This window comes from Haemophilus haemolyticus, assembly GCF_003490595.1.
Lineage (GTDB): Bacteria > Pseudomonadota > Gammaproteobacteria > Enterobacterales > Pasteurellaceae > Haemophilus > Haemophilus haemolyticus_L.
Map to the genome: position 1 here is coordinate 75,984 of NZ_QQGY01000003.1, position 19,014 is coordinate 94,997.

18 protein-coding genes, 1 tRNA gene and 1 pseudogene are annotated in these 19,014 nt (G+C 37.0%); 12 read left to right on the plus strand and 8 right to left on the minus strand.

Features of this window, described 5'->3' with window-relative positions:
- Positions 1-15: 15 nt before the first annotated feature.
- Positions 16-1,317 carry a TRAP transporter large permease gene (locus DV415_RS03075; protein WP_118782171.1) on the minus strand — a complete coding sequence of 434 codons (1,302 nt, stop codon included), beginning with the start codon at positions 1,315-1,317 and terminating at the stop codon, positions 16-18.
- 1 nt (position 1,318) lies between these two features.
- Complete coding sequence (locus DV415_RS03080; RefSeq protein ID WP_105877363.1) at positions 1,319-1,837, minus strand: TRAP transporter small permease; 519 nt, start codon at positions 1,835-1,837, stop codon at positions 1,319-1,321.
- A gap of 205 nt (positions 1,838-2,042) precedes the next feature.
- Here DV415_RS03080 and DV415_RS03085 point away from each other — a divergent pair, with 205 nt between their 5' ends.
- Genes DV415_RS03085 through DV415_RS03105 form a run of 5 tightly spaced genes read left to right on the plus strand, consistent with a single transcriptional unit; the run spans position 2,043 to position 6,948 of the window.
- Entirely contained in the window at positions 2,043-3,035 is a 993-nt protein-coding gene (locus tag DV415_RS03085; protein ID WP_112102169.1) for a TRAP transporter substrate-binding protein, read from the plus strand.
- A 51-nt stretch (positions 3,036-3,086) separates the two neighbouring features.
- Positions 3,087-4,031, plus strand: a complete 945-nt coding sequence (locus DV415_RS03090) for a sugar kinase (protein ID WP_118790214.1) — start codon at positions 3,087-3,089, stop codon at positions 4,029-4,031.
- Between the two features lie 11 nt (positions 4,032-4,042).
- Complete coding sequence (locus tag DV415_RS03095) at positions 4,043-4,888, plus strand: SDR family oxidoreductase (RefSeq protein ID WP_192879082.1); 846 nt, start codon at positions 4,043-4,045, stop codon at positions 4,886-4,888.
- Positions 4,889-4,897: 9 nt separating this feature from the next.
- Entirely contained in the window at positions 4,898-6,301 is a 1,404-nt protein-coding gene (gene uxaC, locus DV415_RS03100) for a glucuronate isomerase (RefSeq protein WP_118790216.1), read from the plus strand.
- Between the two features lie 8 nt (positions 6,302-6,309).
- Positions 6,310-6,948, plus strand: coding sequence for a bifunctional 4-hydroxy-2-oxoglutarate aldolase/2-dehydro-3-deoxy-phosphogluconate aldolase (locus DV415_RS03105; protein ID WP_118775217.1), 639 nt, complete (start codon positions 6,310-6,312; stop codon positions 6,946-6,948).
- Positions 6,949-7,001: 53 nt separating this feature from the next.
- On the opposite strand, the gene DV415_RS03110 is transcribed toward DV415_RS03105, so the two are convergent.
- Positions 7,002-7,328, minus strand: a complete 327-nt coding sequence (locus DV415_RS03110; RefSeq protein WP_118790217.1) for a zinc ribbon domain-containing protein YjdM — start codon at positions 7,326-7,328, stop codon at positions 7,002-7,004.
- Between the two features lie 103 nt (positions 7,329-7,431).
- Here DV415_RS03110 and DV415_RS03115 point away from each other — a divergent pair, with 103 nt between their 5' ends.
- The gene (locus DV415_RS03115) at positions 7,432-7,986 is read left to right on the plus strand and encodes a YtfJ family protein (protein ID WP_118790218.1); all 555 of its coding nucleotides are present in this window, start codon (positions 7,432-7,434) and stop codon (positions 7,984-7,986) included.
- Positions 7,987-8,042: 56 nt separating this feature from the next.
- Here the strand turns inward: DV415_RS03115 and DV415_RS03120 are convergent.
- Positions 8,043-8,132, minus strand: a tRNA-Ser gene (locus tag DV415_RS03120).
- A gap of 180 nt (positions 8,133-8,312) precedes the next feature.
- Here DV415_RS03120 and DV415_RS03125 point away from each other — a divergent pair.
- The 5 genes and pseudogenes from DV415_RS03125 to DV415_RS03145 all read left to right on the plus strand — a co-directional run bounded on the left by DV415_RS03125 (position 8,313) and on the right by DV415_RS03145 (position 12,409).
- The gene (locus DV415_RS03125; RefSeq protein WP_105182504.1) at positions 8,313-8,975 is read left to right on the plus strand and encodes a Bax inhibitor-1/YccA family membrane protein; all 663 of its coding nucleotides are present in this window, start codon (positions 8,313-8,315) and stop codon (positions 8,973-8,975) included.
- Between the two features lie 59 nt (positions 8,976-9,034).
- Entirely contained in the window at positions 9,035-10,099 is a 1,065-nt protein-coding gene (locus DV415_RS03130) for a YcjF family protein (RefSeq protein WP_118791510.1), read from the plus strand.
- Positions 10,099-10,772 (plus strand): annotated as a pseudogene (locus DV415_RS03135) (TIGR01621 family pseudouridine synthase). Before DV415_RS03130 ends, DV415_RS03135 begins: the two are co-directional and overlap by 1 nt.
- 47 nt (positions 10,773-10,819) lie before the next feature.
- Positions 10,820-11,623 carry an exodeoxyribonuclease III gene (gene xthA / locus DV415_RS03140; RefSeq protein ID WP_118790220.1) on the plus strand — a complete coding sequence of 268 codons (804 nt, stop codon included), beginning with the start codon at positions 10,820-10,822 and terminating at the stop codon, positions 11,621-11,623.
- A gap of 9 nt (positions 11,624-11,632) precedes the next feature.
- A complete protein-coding gene (locus DV415_RS03145) occupies positions 11,633-12,409 on the plus strand; it encodes a TIGR01619 family protein (protein ID WP_118790221.1) in 777 nt (258 codons plus the stop codon).
- Between the two features lie 52 nt (positions 12,410-12,461).
- On the opposite strand, the gene mreD is transcribed toward DV415_RS03145, so the two are convergent.
- The 4 genes from mreD to DV415_RS03165 form a co-directional block, all read right to left on the minus strand.
- Complete coding sequence (gene mreD / locus DV415_RS03150) at positions 12,462-12,950, minus strand: rod shape-determining protein MreD (protein ID WP_118790222.1); 489 nt, start codon at positions 12,948-12,950, stop codon at positions 12,462-12,464.
- Positions 12,950-14,005 (minus strand): rod shape-determining protein MreC, encoded by a 1,056-nt coding sequence (gene mreC / locus DV415_RS03155; protein WP_118790223.1) that lies wholly within the window; start codon positions 14,003-14,005, stop codon positions 12,950-12,952. The genes mreD and mreC overlap by 1 nt, the downstream gene beginning before the upstream one ends.
- Before the next feature lie 83 nt (positions 14,006-14,088).
- Positions 14,089-15,144: a rod shape-determining protein gene (locus tag DV415_RS03160; protein ID WP_005637582.1), complete on the minus strand. Its 1,056-nt coding sequence runs from the start codon at positions 15,142-15,144 to the stop codon at positions 14,089-14,091.
- Between the two features lie 135 nt (positions 15,145-15,279).
- Positions 15,280-17,058: an ABC transporter ATP-binding protein/permease gene (locus DV415_RS03165; RefSeq protein WP_118790224.1), complete on the minus strand. Its 1,779-nt coding sequence runs from the start codon at positions 17,056-17,058 to the stop codon at positions 15,280-15,282.
- Between the two features lie 205 nt (positions 17,059-17,263).
- Here DV415_RS03165 and DV415_RS03170 point away from each other — a divergent pair, with 205 nt between their 5' ends.
- On the plus strand, positions 17,264-18,919 hold the full coding sequence (locus DV415_RS03170; RefSeq protein WP_118790225.1) for a putative transporter: 1,656 nt from the start codon (positions 17,264-17,266) through the stop codon (positions 18,917-18,919).
- Positions 18,920-19,014: the final 95 nt, after the last annotated feature.

Sequence of the window (19,014 nt, forward strand, 5' to 3'; positions counted from 1 at the left end):
TTCCTATTTAGATAACTAATAACCTAATAACATTTGAGGTAAAACTAAACTTAATGCAGGCCAATAAGTAACCAGCAAGAGGGTTAAAATCAATGCAGCATAAAATGGTAATAATGGTTTAATTACTTGGTTTATTTTTACGCCACCAACAGAACAACCAATAAATAGCGCACTTCCAACTGGTGGTGTGCAAATACCAATAGAAAGGTTGAATGCCATCAAAATACCAAAATGAACAGGATCCATTCCTAATTCAGTAACAATTGGTAAGAAGATAGGCGTAAAGATTAACAAAGCAGGTGTCATATCCATGAACACTCCAACAATCAATAAAATTATGTTGATGATTAAGAGAATGACAATAGGGTTGTCGGATACATTTAATAACGCATCACTAATTGTATAAGGAATATCTGCATTAGCCATTGCCCAAGACATACCCATTGATGTGCCTATTAACAGCAATACAATGGCTGTTGTTACCACTGAATCTAAAATAATTTTAGGTAATGCTTTGAGAGTGACTTCACGATAAAAAAATACAGCAAGAATTAGAGTATAAACAACAGCAAAAGCAGAGGCTTCAGTTGCTGTAAAAATACCACCTATGATTCCGCCCATTATCACAATTATCAAACCAAGACTTGGTAAAGCGTCCAGCGTTTTCTTTATTACTTCGGCGCTTGTTGGTTTAGCGGATACTGGATATTTTCTTTTTTTCGCGATAATGGACACAATCAGCATAATTGATAAGCCCATTAAGGCTCCTGGAATGTAACCAGCAAGGAATAATGCGCTAATAGATGTTCCCCCTGAAATTAATGAATACACGATAAAGGTATTACTAGGCGGGATGAGTAGTCCAGTTGGACAAGAGGCAATATTTACTGCGGCGGAAAAAGCTGGATCATACCCTTCTTTCTTTTGTAAAGGCGACATAATCCCGCCCATTGCTGCTCCTGATGCTACAGCAGAGCCAGAAATTGAACCAAACATCATATTGGCTAATACATTCACATGAGCTAGAGAGCCAGGTAATCGCCCACCAATTACTTTAGCAAATTCAATTAGTCGCATCGCAATGCCGCCACGATTCATAATATTGCCAGCTAGGATGAAAAAAGGAATGGCGAGTAATGAAAAGCTATCTAATCCAGATGCCATTTTTTGCGAAATAACAGCAATGGCAGCATCAAAAGGAATAGAAAGCATAATAGTAAGCAGTGAGGCAATTCCAATTGAAAATGAAATTGGTACACCAATAAAAAGTAGGACAAAGAAACTTGAGCTAAGCACAATAATATTGGACCATTCCATTTTATTCTCCTTGATTATCTGAAAGCGGTGATGATTTAAGATTCAAATGATGAAAGTTATCTATAATATCTCTTAAAAGATAAATCAGCATAAAGCAACCACTTAAAGGAATTGCTAGATAAACTATTCCCATTTGGATACCTAGGACAGGTGATGTTTGCCCATTGTTTACAGTGTCTATTACCAAGTTACCTCCTCCATAGCACATAATCATTGTTGCAAAAGCTACGCTGATTAAATTAATTACAAGTTGTAATCGATGTTGAAGGCTGGGCGAGTGTTCGAATTTACTGACTAGAAGATCAATCGCTAGGTGTTTCTTTTGACCAAGAGCATAAGCTGCGCCCATTAAGCCCACCCAAATAAAAAGAAATCTAGCTATTTCATCTGTATAAGTGCTAGGCGTATTTAATAGATAGCGAGATAGCACCTGCCAAACTACGCAACATACTAGAAATGAACTTAAAGCTACACAAATCGTTGATAATGCCCAATTCATAATGGATATAAATTTATTCATCATAGGTTCCTTATGTTATTAACTTAATTTGGTGAACCAATTTTGTGTGTTTTTTTTGTTTTTGACAAGTTTTTTTATTTAAAAGTGTGATGTGGATCACCAATTTAAATAAATTGGATTGACCGCATTGTTTTTTGGTTTATGATTCTTGCTACATCCAAGTTGTTAAGGATGGTTTTTTATTGACTTACTATGGAGATGCCTTATGCAAATCAAAAAACATATGCTTTCTTGCGCTTTAACGCTGGCGTTGTCTGCAGGAGTTGTTTTCTCAGCTTCTGCTAAAACCGTATTAAAATTAAGTCATAACAATGACAAAACTCATCCTGTTCATATTTCAATGCAGTATATGGCAGATGAAGTAAAAAAATTAACTAATGGAGAAGTTGTGATCCGCATTTATCCAAATAGCCAATTAGGTAGCCAGCGTGAATCAATGGAACTATTACAAGCAGGTTCTCTTGATATGGCAAAATCAAATGCGAGTGAATTGGAAGCATTTGAGCCTTCTTATGGCGCATATAATATCCCGTATCTTTTTCATGATGTGAACCATTACTATCGTGTTTTACTTGATCCTGCGGTAGGGCAAAAAATCCTTGATTCATCAAAAGGAAAGGGGTTTGTTGGTTTAACTTATTATGATGGTGGCGCACGTAGTTTCTATGCTGCTAAACCAATCCAGTCTCCTGAAGATTTAAAAGGTATGAAAATTCGTGTTCAACCAAGCCCAACCGCAGTTGAAATGATCAAATTGATGGGCGCAAATCCAACACCATTAGCTTATGGCGAACTCTATACAGCATTGCAACAAAAAGTAGTGGATGGAGCTGAAAATAATGAAACTGCTTTAACATTAGCACGTCATGGTGAGGTTGCGAAATACTTTAGTCGTGATGAACACACAATGATTCCAGATGTGTTAGTAATAGGTCAAAAATCTTGGGATAAATTAACACCAGAGCAACAACAGGCTCTCAAGAAAGCTGCTGATGATTCTATGATGTATCATAAAGATTTATGGCAAAAAATGATTGCTGAAACAACTCAGGAAGCAAAAGATAAATTAGGTGTAACTTTTGTTGAAGTTGATAAAAAACCGTTTATTGATGCAACAAAGGATATGCATGATGCTGCTAAATCAAATCCTTTACTTAAGGAATATATTGAACGTATTGATAGTTTAGCAACCAAATAATTGGCATTGAGAAGGGTAGGCGTTTCGCATACCCTTTACTTTGGGGCGAATATGAAAAAAATAGCATTTATCGGCGAGTGTATGATTGAACTCAATGGGAAACCCTTTGCGGAAATGTGGCAAAGTTATGGTGGAGATACCTTAAATTCTGCAACTTATCTTAGCCGAGTAAGTTCATCAAAAGAGATTCAAGTTCATTATGTCTCTGCATTAGGAACCGATAATTTAAGCAAGCAAATGCTTAAATATTGGCAAGAAGATGGCATCCAAATAAATTGTGTTTTACAGGATGAACAGCATCAACCAGGTCTTTATCTAATCCAATTAGATGCTCAAGGCGAACGCACGTTCCTTTATTGGCGTAATCAATCTGCAGCACGTTATATGGTTCAACATCCTGATTTTGCTAAGGTTATTGCAGAACTTCAGCAAGTTGATTTGATTTATTTAAGTGGTATTTCATTAGCAATCTTACCGAAAAATGACCGCACTTTTTTAATTGAACAATTATCTTCTTTAGCTAAAAAAGGCGTAGAAATTGTTTTTGATAGTAATTATCGCCCAAAACTTTGGGATTCATTAGAAGAAGCACAAGATTGTTATTTGCAGCTTTTGCCTAGTGTCAATATAGCGTTGGTAACTTTTGATGATGAACAAGCATTATGGAAAGATAAAACATCAGGGGATACTTTAGAGCGATTACATAAAATTGGTATACCGAAAGTGATAGTGAAGTGCGGTAAGAATGGCGCAATTTTTTCAGATAGGTATTCATCTCTGTATGGACAAGTGATACCTGAGTCTATTTTAAATGTGGTAGATACAACTTCTGCTGGTGATTCTTTTAATGCTGGATTTCTAAACGGTTATTTACGAAATAAGCCTTTAGAAACTTGTTGTCAGCAAGGTAATCGTATTGCTGGCATCGTCATTCAACATAAAGGTGCGATCATAGATAAAGTCGCAACTTCTCATCTTCAATCTGAATTTAATTAATGGAGTTTACCATGAATATTGCAGCAAACCATAACTTAGAAAATAAACTAATTATAATCACGGGGGCTGGCGGAGTGTTATGTTCATTTCTAGCTAAGCAGTTAGCGTATACTAAAGCTAATATTGCCCTGTTAGATTTGAATTTTGAAGCAGCAGACAAAGTAGCAAAGGAAATTAACCAATTAGGTGGAAAAGCAAAAGCTTATAAAACTAATGCGTTAGAACTTGAAAATATTAAAGAAGTGCGTGATCAAATAGCTATTGATTTTGGCACTTGTGATATTTTAATTAATGGTGCTGGTGGGAATAATCCAAAAGCGACAACAGATAATGAGTTCCATCAATTTGATTTAAATGAAACGACAAGAACATTCTTTGATTTAGATAAATCTGGTATAGAATTTGTATTTAATCTCAATTACTTAGGTTCATTATTACCAACCCAAGTTTTTGCAAAAGATATGCTTGGTAAACAAGGGGCAAATATTATTAATATTTCCAGTATGAATGCCTTTACGCCACTCACAAAGATTCCTGCTTACTCTGGTGCAAAAGCTGCAATCAGTAATTTTACTCAATGGCTTGCTGTATATTTCTCAAAAGTTGGTATTCGTTGTAATGCTATAGCACCAGGATTTTTAGTTAGTAATCAAAACCGCGCTTTATTATTTGATACTGAAGGAAAACCAACAAATAGAGCAAATAAAATTCTAACTAACACACCAATGGGACGTTTTGGTGAGCCAGAAGAATTGCTCGGTGCATTACTTTTCTTAATAGATGAAAATTATTCGAGTTTTGTCAATGGTGTGATCGTGCCGGTTGATGGTGGATTCTCTGCTTATAGCGGTGTGTAGGGGGATAATATGAAACAATTTATGGATGAAGATTTTCTTCTTTCAACAGATACAGCAAAGATTCTCTATCATGATTATGCCAAAAATAAACCTATTTTTGATTATCACTGTCATTTAAATCCAAGAGAAGTGGCGGAAAATCGTCAATTTAATGATTTAGCTGAAATTTGGCTAGAGGGTGATCACTACAAATGGCGAGCTTTGCGTACAGCTGGAGTACCAGAAGAATTGATTACAGGGAATGCTACTAATTATCAAAAATATTTGGCTTGGGCGAAAACAGTCCCCCTTTGTATTGGTAATCCAATTTATCACTGGACACATTTAGAATTACGTCGTCCTTTTGGTATAACCAATATGTTATTTAATCCGCAAAATGCGGAAAAAATTTGGCATCAATGTAATGAAATGTTGCAACAACCTGAATTTTCTGCGCGAGGCATTATGCAGAAAATGAACGTGAAATTAGTGGGGACAACAGATGATCCCATTGATTCTTTGCAATATCATCAAGCAATCAAGAATGATGAAAGTTTTGATATTGATGTTGTACCAAGTTGGCGACCTGATAAAGTATTCAAAATTGAGTTGCCACAATTTAATGACTACCTTGTACAGTTAAGTGAAGTTGCAGATGTAGATATTTATACGTTTGCAGATTTAAAAAAAGCGTTGTTAAAACGTCTCGAATATTTTGATGCTCAAGGTTGTAAATCTGCTGATCATGGTATGGAAATTGTCCGTTTTTCAGCTATTCCAGATGAATCAGTATTGAATAGTATTTTACAAAAACGTTTGCAAAATCAACCGCTCTTGGAGCAAGAAATCGCTCAATTTAGTACGGCCATTTTAGTGTGGTTGGCTTCGGAATATTGTAAACGTAACTGGGTAATGCAAATGCATATTGGTGCAATACGTAACAATAATAGTCGAATGTTTGCTTTACTCGGTGCAGATAGTGGCTTTGATTCCATTGGTGATCGAACTTATGCATATCCTCTCTCTCGTTTGTTAGATGCAATGGATAAGGAAAATCAACTGCCTAAAACAATTTTGTATTGCTTAAATCCTCGAGATAATGAAATGATCGCTAGTATGATCGGAAACTTTCAAGGCGATGGTATTGCAGGGAAAATACAGTTTGGTTCTGGATGGTGGTTTAACGATCAAAAAGACGGAATGGAACGTCAGTTACAACAGCTTTCTCAATTAGGGTTACTCAGTCAATTTGTTGGAATGCTAACTGATTCACGTAGCTTTTTATCTTACACTCGCCATGAGTATTTCCGCCGTATTTTATGTGAAATGATTGGTGGATGGGTTGAAAAAGGTGAAGCGCCAAATGACATTTCATTACTGGGTAAAATGATTGAAGATATTTGTTTCAACAATGCAAAAAATTATTTTAAATAGGGAAAATTATGTCATACACAACTCAACAAATTATTGAAAAACTTCGTGAACTCAAAATTGTGCCTGTAATTGCGTTGGATAATGCAGAAGATATTTTGCCGCTAGCAGATACGTTGGCTAAAAATGGTTTACCTGTGGCAGAGATTACTTTTCGCTCTGAAGCAGCGACAGATGCGATCCGTTTGTTGCGTGCAAATAGACCTGACTTTTTAATTGCTGCCGGTACAGTTTTAACAGCTGAACAAGTGATGCTAGCAAGAAATAGTGGGGCGGATTTTGTGGTAACACCAGGATTTAATCCAAAAATTGTGAAATTATGTCAAGATTTAAATTTTCCAATAACGCCAGGGGTGAATAATCCTATGGCAATTGAAACTGCATTAGAAATGGGAATTTCGGCGGTAAAATTTTTCCCTGCAGAGGCTTCAGGAGGAGTGAAAATGATTAAAGCATTGCTCGGTCCTTATGCTCAATTACAGATAATGCCGACTGGTGGTATAGGGCTTCATAACATAAGGGATTATCTCGCTATTCCTAATATTGTTGCTTGTGGAGGCTCTTGGTTTGTGGAGAAAAAATTGATTCAATCCAAAAATTGGGATGAAATTGGACGATTAGTCAGGGAAGTGATTGATATTATTAAATAAATTTATTTCTTTAAAGTGCAAAGTGCGGTCTATGTAGACCGCATTTTTTTCGATTAAGCTTTTTTCAAAAACTCAGATTTCAACATGATTTTGCCGCAATCGACGTTATGATCGCCATTTACTAAGCGGATATTTTTGAATTTTGTACCTTTTTTCAATACTTCTGATGAACCTTTTAATTTTAAATCTTTAATCAAAAGTACATCATCACCATCCGTAAGCAAATTCCCATTGCTGTCTTTTACGATTAGTTGATCGTCATCTGATTCTTGAATTTTATTATTATCCCATTCATTACCGCAATCAGGGCAAACAAAATTAATTGAATCGTGGTAAACGTATTCACTTTGACATTTTGGGCAATTAGGCATTTGATCCATTGGGTTTTCCTTCTTGATTACATATAATAGGCGCGCGAGTATAGCAAAAAAGATGTCTTTCGCCAAAGCGTGAAAGTTTTTGATGAATTTTTGAGGAAAATGTATGAAAAAACAAATTCTTGCCTTAGTTTGTGGCGTGATGTTTAGTAGTTCGACTTGGGCACACAATTTGCAATTAGAGCAATCTTTACCATCGGTCAAAGTGAGTGAGTATGGTGAAATTGTACTTTCTGGAAAAGATACCGCGTTTCAACCTTGGGGTTCTGCGGAATTAACGGGTAAAGTGCGTGTTGTCCATCATTTAGCGGGTAGAACTGCCGCAAAAGAGAAAAATCAGCCTATGATTGATGCGATAAAAGCAGCTCATTTTAATCCTGCAAAATACCAAACAACGACTATTATTAATGCAGATGATGCGATTGTTGGTACAGGTATATTTGTAAAAAATAGTGCGCAAAAAGGCAAACAGGAAAATCCACATAGCCAAGTTGTGCTAGATGATAAAAGTGCGGTGAAAAATGCTTGGGGATTAAATCCTAAAGATAGTGCAATTATCGTGGTAGACAAAACGGGAAAAGTAAAATTTGTGAAAGAAGGAAAATTGTCTGATAGCGATATTCAGACTGTTATTTCACTAGTGAATGGATTGACCAAATAACGTAATACAAAGTAAAAATCCCTAAGCCTTTCGACTTAGGGATTTTTTTATTCTGATGGCGGAGGAATAGGGATTCGAACCCTAGGAGGGCGTAAACCCTCGCCGGTTTTCAAGACCGGTGCCTTCAACCACTCGACCATTCCTCCGTGATTGATGGACGTAGTATAATGAATATTTTATTGATGTAAACAGAAATCTAATGATTTAAGTTTAGATGATGATAATTTATTCATTTTGATGAAATTAGTTCTATTAAGACCATTGACTTTTTTAACTCTACCCCTTACTTTACAGGAGATTTTTTACTTATTTTACAAGGAGCTTTTATGCAATCACGTTTTATTGTGGATGCTCAAAAAGAATCGTTACTCAGCACACATAAAGTGTTACGTAACACGTATTTTTTACTGGGATTAACAATGGCTTTTTCAGCGGTTGTTGCGTTTATTTCAATGAGCCTAAACTTGCCCTATCCAAATATTATTGTGTTACTAGTGGGTTTTTATGGCTTACTTTTCTTAACAAATAAATTAGCTGATCGCCCTGCTGGTATTTTGGCTGCCTTTGCTTTCACTGGATTTATGGGATACACCATCGGGCCAATTTTAAATATGTATGTAGCACGTGGAATGGAAGATTTGATTATGCTTGCATTCGCGGGAACTGCTATCGTATTTTTTGCGTGTTCCGCTTATGTATTGACCACGAAAAAAGATATGTCATTCTTATCTAGCGCAATGTTCGCTTTATTTATTGTGTTATTGCTTGGTATGGTGGCAAGTTTCTTCTTCCAAATTCCTGCGTTATCAGTCGCAATTAGTGCATTATTTGTTGTGTTCTCAACAATGACCATTTTGTATGAAACCAGTAATATTATTCACGGTGGAGAAACAAATTACATTCGCGCAACCGTGAACATCTATGTTTCAATCTACAATTTATTCTTGAGTTTATTAAGATTACTTTCTATCTTTTCAAGTGATGAATAATGATTGAATTTTGACTTTATGACCCCACTATTTAGTGGGGTTATTTTTTGGAATAGACAATGGAAAAACAAATTTTTGAACATTCAGTCAATGTTGAGGAAGAACAATATCAGCCTAAGCAAGAGTTTCATCATGTAGAAACAAAGCTGGATGAACCCTTGGAAGGGGAATTACTTGATGCTCAACTTGAACAGGCATTGAAACCAAAATCAGGTTTTGGAAAAACTTTATTAAAATTTACCGCACTTTTATTTGGTGCAGCGACAGTTGCACAATCCGTGCAGTGGATTTGGGATAGCTATCAACAACATCAATGGATTTATCTTGCTTTTGCTTTAGTCAGTTTAATTGTCATTTTATTGGGGATTAAAGAGATTATTGGCGAGTGGCGACGTTTAGTTCGTTTAAAAAAACGTGAGCAATGGCAACAACAAAGTCAGCAGATCTGGTTGGAAAGTGCGGTAAAAAATGGTGATGTTTTTTCTGTTCAGAGCGTAGAAAAAAGTAAAGTGCTTTGTTTAGAGGTCGCAAAATCTCTAGGTTTGGAAAATGATTCTCCAGCGGTAATTCAATGGCAACACCAATTAAATGAAGCTTATTCAGCACAAGAAATTACGCATTTATTCAGTCGTAATGTTTTGTCTTCTTTTGATGCACAAGCTAAAAAATTGATTAGTAAAATGGCAGCTGAATCAGCGGTGATTGTCACGATTAGTCCACTTGCTGTAGTGGATATGTTTTTTATTGCGTGGAGAAATCTTAGATTAATGAATAAGATTGCTGAAATTTATGGGATTGAATTAGGGTATTTTTCGCGTATTCGATTGTTAAGAATGGTATTGGTCAATATCGCTTTTGCTGGGGCAACCGAAGTGGCACAAGATATTGGAATGGATTGGCTTTCTCAAGATGTGACAGCAAAACTTTCTGCGCGTATAGCTCAAGGGATCGGCGTGGGATTGCTCACTGCTAGATTAGGCGTGAAAGCAATGGAGCTTTGTCGCCCATTAGCATTTCAATTAAATGAAAAACCAAAACTCTCACATATTCAACAGGAATTACTTAGCTCGGTGAAAGATATTGTTCTCGGTAAAAATAAAATTTACAAAAAGGAGCAAGTCTGATGAAAATCGAGGTTGTTTATCAACATAGCGATTTTATTATTATCAATAAGCCTGAAGGTATTAGTGTTCATAAAAATCAAGAAGAACAAGGCTTAACAGAATTTGTTGCAAAACAACTGAATGTACCTCAAGTATGGTTGGTTCATCGCTTGGATAAAGTGACGTCGGGGCTATTAATTTTGGCACTGAATGCTGAAAGTGCGGCTGAATTTTCACGACTTTTTTTGAACACAAAATTCATAAAACTTACTTGGCATTAAGTAACCAAAAGCCTAAAAAGAAACAAGGATTGATCGTCGGGGATATGAAGAAAGCTCGAGATGGCGCATGGAAACTTTGTCAAACAAAAGAAAACCCCGCAATTACGCGTTTTGAAAGTGTAAGCTGTGAGCCTAATTTACGTTTATTTATTTTAAAACCACAAACGGGGAAAACTCATCAATTACGTGTTGCGATGAAAAGTTTAGGTAGTCCGATTTTAGGTGATGGGCTTTATGGTAAAAATACTGAAAAAATTGACCGCACTTATTTGCATGCTGCCCAATTGGAATTTGATTATTTGAATGATTTTATTTCGGTAACTTGTTTACCCTCTCAAGGTCAATTTTGGATTAAATCAAGCGTATCTGCGCAAATTAAGGCTTATCTGGCAAAGCCGTTTTTATCAAAATAGAAATCTCTGTATAATAAAGAAAATTTTACTCTTTAATAGGAACAAAAATGAAATTTATCTCTTTTAATATAAATGGTTTACGTGCTAGACCACATCAACTTGAAGCCATTATTGAAAGATATCAGCCAGATGTAATCGGCTTGCAAGAAATTAAAGTCGCTGATGAGGCTTTTCCTTATGAAATTACAGAAAATTTAGGTTATCACGTATTTCATCACGGTCAGAAAGGTCACTATGGCGTAGCATTATTGACTAAACAAGAACCTAAAGCGGTTCGTCGTGGTTTTCCAACAGACAATGAAGATGCGCAAAAACGCATTATTATGGCTGATCTTGAAACTGAATTTGGTTTACTGACTGTAATTAATGGTTATTTCCCCCAAGGGGAAAGTCGTGCGCACGAGACTAAATTTCCAGCTAAAGAGAAATTTTATGCAGATCTTCAACAGTATTTAGAAAAAGAACACGACAAATCGAATCCTATTTTAATTATGGGCGATATGAATATTAGCCCAAGTGATTTAGATATTGGTATCGGAGATGAAAATCGTAAACGTTGGTTACGCACAGGTAAATGTTCTTTCTTACCCGAAGAAAGAGCGTGGTATCAACGTTTGTATGATTACGGATTAGAAGATAGTTTCCGTAAGATTAACCCAACAGCAAATGATAAATTCTCGTGGTTTGATTACCGCTCTAAAGGTTTTGATGATAATCGAGGTTTACGAATTGATCATATTTTAGTAAGTCAAAAATTAGCTGAACGCTGTGTCGATGTGGGCATTGCACTAGATATTCGAGCAATGGAAAAACCTTCTGATCACGCACCGATTTGGGCTGAATTTAAATAGGAAAGCGAAATGGGTATGGCAAATTGGCAGAATTATCGTTCTACCGTGAATGGTATGCCCGCCGTGTTTACCGCAAATATTGAAGATGTTGAAAAATATCACGGTAAAGATCTCGATAAAATAGTGCAATTCACTATCGCTTATAAGGCAGATGATGAAACCGGTTTGCCCTCAGAAATTGAATACGATAAGTTAATTAATCGCGTATTTAAAATTCTGGCGCAATTAACCGCACTTCCAAATGTATTTTTTGCGGGACATTTTATTTGTAATTCCCAAGCTAAAATGCATTTTTACTGTGAGCATGAAAATCTTGTAGTAGAAACCTTACAACAAATTGATTTTGTTAAAGATATTAATGTACAAAAGGATTTAAGTTGGGATACTTATTTTGACTTTTTACTTGCTTCTCCATTAGAGATTAAATTAAATGCAACGGAAGAGTTACTTGATTTGTTGAAAAATAAAGGTCGCGATTTAAGTGATACCTATCTGGTGGAGCATAGTTTTCATTTTGATGAAGAAGAGAAAATGTTCCCTTTTATGGATGAGCTTAGTTTAGGGGATTATTCTTTCACGACATTACAATATTCCGCACAAGCTATTCAGTTTAATGAAGATGATGAACCTTATTTCTTGGTGAAATTAGAGCAAGAAATTTCATTAGATAATGGTGAGATTTTTGAACAAGTAGAACGTTTTGAAAAACTTGCTGGACAATTTGCGGGAGAGTATATCGGCTGGGAATGTGATTCTTTGATGGATTCTAATAAGCAGCTGAATTAGTTTTTTTAGATACTCGTAAGTCATAAAAAAGAGAGATATTTATCTCTCTTTTTTAATGTAATTTAACTTTTCGGCGCATTTTACGCATTAATAAAAATACCCACGGCCATAGTATTCCCGACGCTAAAGCCCCAAAGATTTCTTGCCAGTTAAAAAATGCGGTATGTAGGGAAAATTCGACTAAGAAAATAGATAATCTGACAATAAATACAAACGCAATCACTAAAAGACTTTGAAACCAAAGCGATAAATTTCTGAGTACGAGATAGTTTTTTGCCACAAAATAAATTGTCACAGAAAGGACCAGGGCATGAATACCCAATGTGGAACCTAGGATTAAATCCCATACGAGACCTAATAAAAATGCCCATCCAATACTGACTTTATTTGGAATAGCCAGAATCCAGTAAAGTAAAACGAGAACTAACCAAGCAGGCTTAAATGCCTGAAAACCAAGTGGCCAGGGGGCGAGTTCTAGCACTAATGCCACGACAAAGAAGCTTAAAATTGTGAGCCATTGTAAAATAAAGCGAGTTTGCATTAATCTTCTTCCCTATGTTCTTGTTGTTCTGACGGTACAGCTTCTTCATTTTGCGGTGCATCGGTTGGAATTTCAGGTTCAACTGTTGATTTATCCTTATTTTCTTGAAGATTATCGTCTGTTAACGGGGCTTTTTTTACTTTGTAATCAGCTTCATTCGCTTGGCTTTCTAAACGTTTTTGTACTAAATTACGCACCTCTTCTGGAGACATAGATTTTACTTTGGACATATCTAAATTGCTTGGCCAAAGTAGTAATACATAGCGTAAGCGTTCAAGGGCTGCGAGAGGTTTGGCTTTGACAGTCGCAAAGTAATTGGAACCATCACGTGAAACGCTTTGTACAACCGCTACTGGATAGCCTTCAAGGAAGCGGCCACCAAGACCAGACGTTACAAGTAAGTCGCCTTTTTCGATATCCACAGAACGAGGTACATTATCAAGAGTTAGCTCATCAGTATGCCCTGTACCACTTGCAATGACGCGAACATCGTTACGTAGAACTTGTACGGGAATAGAATGGGTAACATCGGTTAAGAGTAGTACTCGACTGGTGTTCTCGCCCACAGAAATAATTTGACCAATAACGCCTTTTTCATCAATTACAGGCTGGCCTACATACGCACCGTCTTTTTCGCCTTGGTTAATAACAATTTGTTGACGATAAACATCGGTTTCTGCAGTTAAAATTTCCGCAATCTTTTTGTATTCATCGGTGCGTAAAGGGGAGTTTAACAATAAACGTAAACGCTGATTCTCGACTTTGAGTTGATCTAGTAAGAGTAAATCTGCATTTTTTTCACGTAATTGTTCGCGTAACACTTTATTTTCGATTTGTAATTTACTGGTATCCACTAAATTATCTGATACCCCATCTAATACTGTACGAGGGCTATTGGCAAGATAATAGAGTCCACCCACTGCAGTTTCCATGGCGCTGCGAGCTTTAGTCATTGAATTAGTTTGACCATCAGCTAAGATTAAAGAAAGGGAAGTCGCTACAGCTAATAATAATCGAATGCCAAGCGGGGGGGCTTTACCGAAAATAGGCTTCATTAAGCGTCCTACGTTGAGATAAAAAGATTAAAAGGAAAAGTGCGGTCATTTTTAACCGCACTTTTTATTTATTTTGGTCTAAATTAAATTTCGTCACTAAAAATATCGCCACCGTGCATATCGATCATTTCTAACGCTTCACCACCACCGCGAGCAACACAGGTTAATGGATCTTCAGCAATGATGACTGGCACTCCCGATTCTTTAGAAAGGAGAATATCGATATTGCGTAGTAGTGCACCACCACCAGTTAATACCATACCACGCTCAAAAATGTCTGCTGCATGTTCTGGCTGACATTCTTCAAGTGCGGTTCGAACAGCCGCAACAATACCATTTAATGGCTGTTGAATAGCTTCTAAAACATCGCGTGAGGTTAAGGTGAATGAACGAGGTGCGCCTTCAGCAAGATTGTGACCATGCACTTCCATTTCTTTAATTTCATCACCTTCTTGAATATAGGCAGTACCGATTTCTTGTTTGATACGTTCTGCTGTTGGTTCACCGATAACAGAACCAAAAGTGCGGCGAACATAAGAAATAATCGCCTCATCAAAACGGTCACCACCGATACGAACTGAAGAAGAATATACGATACCGTTTAAGGAAATAACAGCGACTTCAGTTGTACCACCTCCGATATCAATTACCATAGAACCAACTGCAGTAGAAACAGGTAATTTAGCGCCGATTGCGGCAGCCATTGGTTCTTCAATTAAATATACTTCACGCGCACCAGCACCGATTGCAGATTCTTTAATTGCGCGACGTTCTACTTGAGTTGCTCCAGCAGGCACACAGACAAGTACACGAGGGCTTGGACGCATAAAATTACCGCTGTGAACTTGTTTAATAAAGTATTGCAACATTTTTTCTGTAACAAAGAAGTCTGCAATTACGCCATCTTTCATTGGGCGAATGGCAGCGATGCTTTTCGGTGTACGTCCAAGCATTAATTTTGCTTCTTTACCTACAGCCGCGATGCTTTTTAGTGAACCAACACGATCTTGTCGAATGGCAACAACTGAAGGCTCATCTAAGACAATACCTTGACCTTTCACATAAATTAATGTATTTGCAGTACCTAAGTCGATAGAAAGATCATTTGAGAAAAGTCCACGAATTTTTTTAAATAACATAATTATCCTATTTCTAAAATCAGAGTTAATTTTGCTTGGCTGAAAAAGTGAAATTATCTCATCGCCAAGCACGCAAAAAAATTGTGCTAAATGTACCAAAAAATGTGTTGAAATTACAGTTGTTTTTCGTGTTTTTTACGTTAGTTGCCACTGGCCTTTATCTTGCAGAGTCAGTTGCTGCTGATGTAAAGCTTTCAGCGTTGAACGGTGGCCAACACTGATTAGCGTGGTTTTTGGTAGCTCTTGTTTTAATAGTTGATACATCGCAAATTCTAAACCTTCATCCATACTTGCTGTGGCTTCATCTAAGAAGGCCACGGCAGGTTTGTGTAGAATCAAACGCGCAAACGCTAAACGCTGTTGCTCGCCAAGAGAAAGAATACGCGTCCAGTCTTGTTCTTTGTTTAATTGTTCAGCCAAATGTCCTAGTTGTACTTTGTTTAATATTTCTACCGCTTGCGTATGTGAAATATTGTCGGGCTTATTGGGATAAGTTAATGCCGACATCAAATTTCCTTGTGGTACATAGGGTTTTTGCGATAAGAAAAGTTGACTGTTTGTTGGGCAAATCACCTCACCTTCTGCGTAGCTCCAGAGTCCAGCGATTGTTCGTAAAAGTGTCGTTTTTCCTGCACCAGATTTTCCTTGAATGAGTAAACTCGTTCCTTGCGGTAGCGTAATGTTGAGATTTTCTACCAGTGTATGACCTAATGGATTTTTAACACTTAAGTTTTTGAAAATCACATCTGTTGGATGATTGTGGATCTGTGTTTGTGATTTATTATTTACTTTTTCAATGGCATAACTAAACCCAGTTAAACGATCTAGCGTTGCTTTATAGCTTGCAAAATTATCATAAGTATTGCGGAAGAATGAAAGATTTGCGTGTAACTGACCAAATACTTGCAAGGTTTGCATTAGATCGCCTAGTTTTATTTGTTTTTCAAAGTAACGTCCAACTTGAATTAACAATGGAAAAACAACAGAAATTTGGCTTACGACTAGGTTAAATCCTGAAAATTTTAGTGTTCTAAATACAATGACCCACATATTATGAATGACGGCGTTGAATTGCTGATAAAGCTTATTTTTTTCGACTTTTTCGCCCGCATAAAAAGCAATGCTTTCAGCATATTCTTTAATGCGAATTAAAGAATAACGATAGTTTGCGTTTAGGCGTTCATTAATAAAATTCAATGAGATTAATGGACGACCGAGCCAAAATGCAATGAAGGTAGTGAAAATGACATAACCAAACACTAAAAATACCATCATATGCGGAATTTCTACACCAAGTACTATCATTGGTCCTGCTAATCCCCATAATAAAATACTGTAAGAAATGATTGAGGTTACAGCATCAATGACGCCTGTGCTTAAAGAAAGGGTGGTTTTTACATAAGATTGCACGTCTTGTTGAATACGTTGATCGGGGTTATCTAGGTTTTCGGATAAATACTGAGTTTTGTAATAGGCTCGATGTGCCATCCACTTATCAACAAGCTGTTCGTTAAGCCACTCAATCCAGTTGATGACGAAACGTTGCTCTAAATAATAGCTTACTAATGCTGCTGAAACAGAACTTGCGGCAATGACGCAGAACAAGCCCATTTGTTGCCAAAATACATGTTCATTAAATTCTTGCAATGATGTGTACATATTTTTGTACCACTCAGAATGTACAAGGCTGATACGTACGCTGAGTAATGTCATCGCAACAATAAGTAGAAAGAATAGGATAGGTTTTATGCTGCGTTTAGGTGAAAGATAGCCACCTGCAAACATCCAAAATTGTTTTCCCCATTGGGTAAAACGTACCAAAAGAAAAATGCCAAAACTAAAGACGACTGAGGTGATGGCTAGCGTTTGTAAAATCCAAATAAGAGAAGTAATGGCTTCTTGGCCGTAATCCATAAATATTCCATCCGAGATAAAAGTGCGATGAAAAATAACCGCACTTTTTGTAAAAGGGTCAAAAATTTTCGGTATTGTAGAGTCTATGCTCAATTTCGCAAGAAAAAATGTGACGAACGTAGCATTTTTTGAGTTTGGTTAAGGTTTTCAAAAAACAACTTGGATATAATCCGAAGGAGTTAAATTTCATTTTTAAGGGGTCAATATGAGTGATATTGCAATCACGATTAGTCTTCTTTCCCTTGTTGCCGTAATCGGTTTATGGATCGGGCATTGGAAGATCCGTGGGGTTGGGCTTGGCATTGGTGGCGTGCTGTTTGGCGGCATTATTGTTGCCCATTTCACTAATCAATATGGCTTGAAACTGGATGCGCATACGCTGCATTTTGTGCAAGAATTTGGTTTGATTTTATTTGTTTACACTATTGGTATTCAGGTTGGGCCGGGCTTTTTTTCTTCTTTACGAAAATCTGGTTTAAAGCTAAATGCCTTTGCTATTTTGATTGTTTTACTGGGTTCTATTGCGGTGGTTCTTGTACATAAAATTACAGATGTTCCACTGGATATTGCCTTAGGTATTTATTCTGGTGCTGTCACCAATACGCCTGCGTTGGGGGCTGGACAGCAAATTCTGGCAGAATTAGGGGTGCCTCAAACCACTGTGACTATGGGGATGTCTTATGCGATGGCTTACCCATTCGGAATTTGTGGTATTTTGCTTGCAATGTGGTTAATCCGCTTATTTTTTAAAGTCAAAGTAGACGATGAAGCAGCACGTTTTAATGCTGAGAGCGGTCAAGAAAAAGAAAGTTTACATAATATTTCTTTAAAAGTGACTAACCAAAATTTAGATGGTTTGACATTAATCCAAATTCCCGGATTTAGCGATGAAGAAGTCGTATGTTCGCGTTTAAAACGCGATGATATGGAAATTGTTCCAAAGGCGAGTACTGAGATTCATACCAACGATATTTTGCAACTAGTGGGAGATGATAACGCTCTTGCCAAAATGCGTTTGATTATCGGGCACGAAGTTGATGCACCAACCGTTGCCTATAGTGGCGAAATTCGTTCTGAGCGAGTGGTAGTGACGAACGAAAAAGTCTTAGGTAAAAAGATCCGCACTTTGGGGATTCATCAAAAATATGGCGTGGTGATTTCACGTTTAAATCGTGCAGGTATTGAGCTAGTTCCAACGGGAAATACCACACTGCAATTTGGCGATGTGCTACATATGGTGGGACGCAGTGATGTACTAAATCAAGCCATTTCAGTCATTGGTAATGCACAACAGAAATTACTTCAAGTGCAAATGTTACCAGTGTTTATCGGTATTGGTTTAGGTGTGCTTGTAGGCTCGATTCCATTTTACATTCCAGGTTTCCCTGTCGCATTAAAATTAGGGCTTGCTGGCGGACCATTGGTGGTTGCGTTGATCTTAGCGAGAATTGGCACGATTGGTAAACTTTACTGGTTTATGCCACCTAGTGCTAACTTGGCATTGCGCGAAATAGGGATTGTTCTTTTCTTGGCTGTGGTAGGTTTAAAATCAGGTGGAAGTTTCTTTGATACCTTATTGAATGGCTCAGGTCTTGAATGGATGGGATACGGTATTTTTATCACCTTTATTCCATTAATGATTACTGGTATTTTGGCTCGTCTATATGGCAAACTGAATTACCTTACAATCTGTGGTTTACTTGCCGGTTCAATGACAGACCCTCCCGCTTTAGCATTTGCTAATGAAATTAAAGAAGATAACGGTGCAGCAGCACTTTCTTATGCCACAGTGTATCCATTGGTGATGTTCTTGCGGATAATGTCGCCACAATTATTAGCAGTGTTATTGTGGGCGGCATAGCCAAAATAAGTTCAATTTATACAAACAAAAGCGCGGTTAATTTCGCGCTTATTTTTTGCGTGGATTTTGCGCGAGAGAGTATTCAATGATAGAAT

Bases quoted from the DNA above. Each gene is read 5' to 3' on its own strand.
- DV415_RS03075 (WP_118782171.1), bottom strand. From the start codon at position 1,317: ATGGAATGGTCCAATATTATTGTGCTTAGCTCAAGTTTCTTTGTCCTA.
- DV415_RS03080 (WP_105877363.1), bottom strand. From the start codon at position 1,837: ATGAATAAATTTATATCCATTATGAATTGGGCATTATCAACGATTTGT.
- DV415_RS03085 (WP_112102169.1), top strand. From the start codon at position 2,043: ATGCAAATCAAAAAACATATGCTTTCTTGCGCTTTAACGCTGGCGTTG.
- DV415_RS03090 (WP_118790214.1), top strand. From the start codon at position 3,087: ATGAAAAAAATAGCATTTATCGGCGAGTGTATGATTGAACTCAATGGG.
- DV415_RS03095 (WP_192879082.1), top strand. From the start codon at position 4,043: ATGAATATTGCAGCAAACCATAACTTAGAAAATAAACTAATTATAATC.
- uxaC (WP_118790216.1), top strand. From the start codon at position 4,898: ATGAAACAATTTATGGATGAAGATTTTCTTCTTTCAACAGATACAGCA.
- DV415_RS03105 (WP_118775217.1), top strand. From the start codon at position 6,310: ATGTCATACACAACTCAACAAATTATTGAAAAACTTCGTGAACTCAAA.
- DV415_RS03110 (WP_118790217.1), bottom strand. From the start codon at position 7,328: ATGGATCAAATGCCTAATTGCCCAAAATGTCAAAGTGAATACGTTTAC.
- DV415_RS03115 (WP_118790218.1), top strand. From the start codon at position 7,432: ATGAAAAAACAAATTCTTGCCTTAGTTTGTGGCGTGATGTTTAGTAGT.
- DV415_RS03125 (WP_105182504.1), top strand. From the start codon at position 8,313: ATGCAATCACGTTTTATTGTGGATGCTCAAAAAGAATCGTTACTCAGC.
- DV415_RS03130 (WP_118791510.1), top strand. From the start codon at position 9,035: ATGGAAAAACAAATTTTTGAACATTCAGTCAATGTTGAGGAAGAACAA.
- xthA (WP_118790220.1), top strand. From the start codon at position 10,820: ATGAAATTTATCTCTTTTAATATAAATGGTTTACGTGCTAGACCACAT.
- DV415_RS03145 (WP_118790221.1), top strand. From the start codon at position 11,633: ATGGGTATGGCAAATTGGCAGAATTATCGTTCTACCGTGAATGGTATG.
- mreD (WP_118790222.1), bottom strand. From the start codon at position 12,950: ATGCAAACTCGCTTTATTTTACAATGGCTCACAATTTTAAGCTTCTTT.
- mreC (WP_118790223.1), bottom strand. From the start codon at position 14,005: ATGAAGCCTATTTTCGGTAAAGCCCCCCCGCTTGGCATTCGATTATTA.
- DV415_RS03160 (WP_005637582.1), bottom strand. From the start codon at position 15,144: ATGTTATTTAAAAAAATTCGTGGACTTTTCTCAAATGATCTTTCTATC.
- DV415_RS03165 (WP_118790224.1), bottom strand. From the start codon at position 17,058: ATGGATTACGGCCAAGAAGCCATTACTTCTCTTATTTGGATTTTACAA.
- DV415_RS03170 (WP_118790225.1), top strand. From the start codon at position 17,264: ATGAGTGATATTGCAATCACGATTAGTCTTCTTTCCCTTGTTGCCGTA.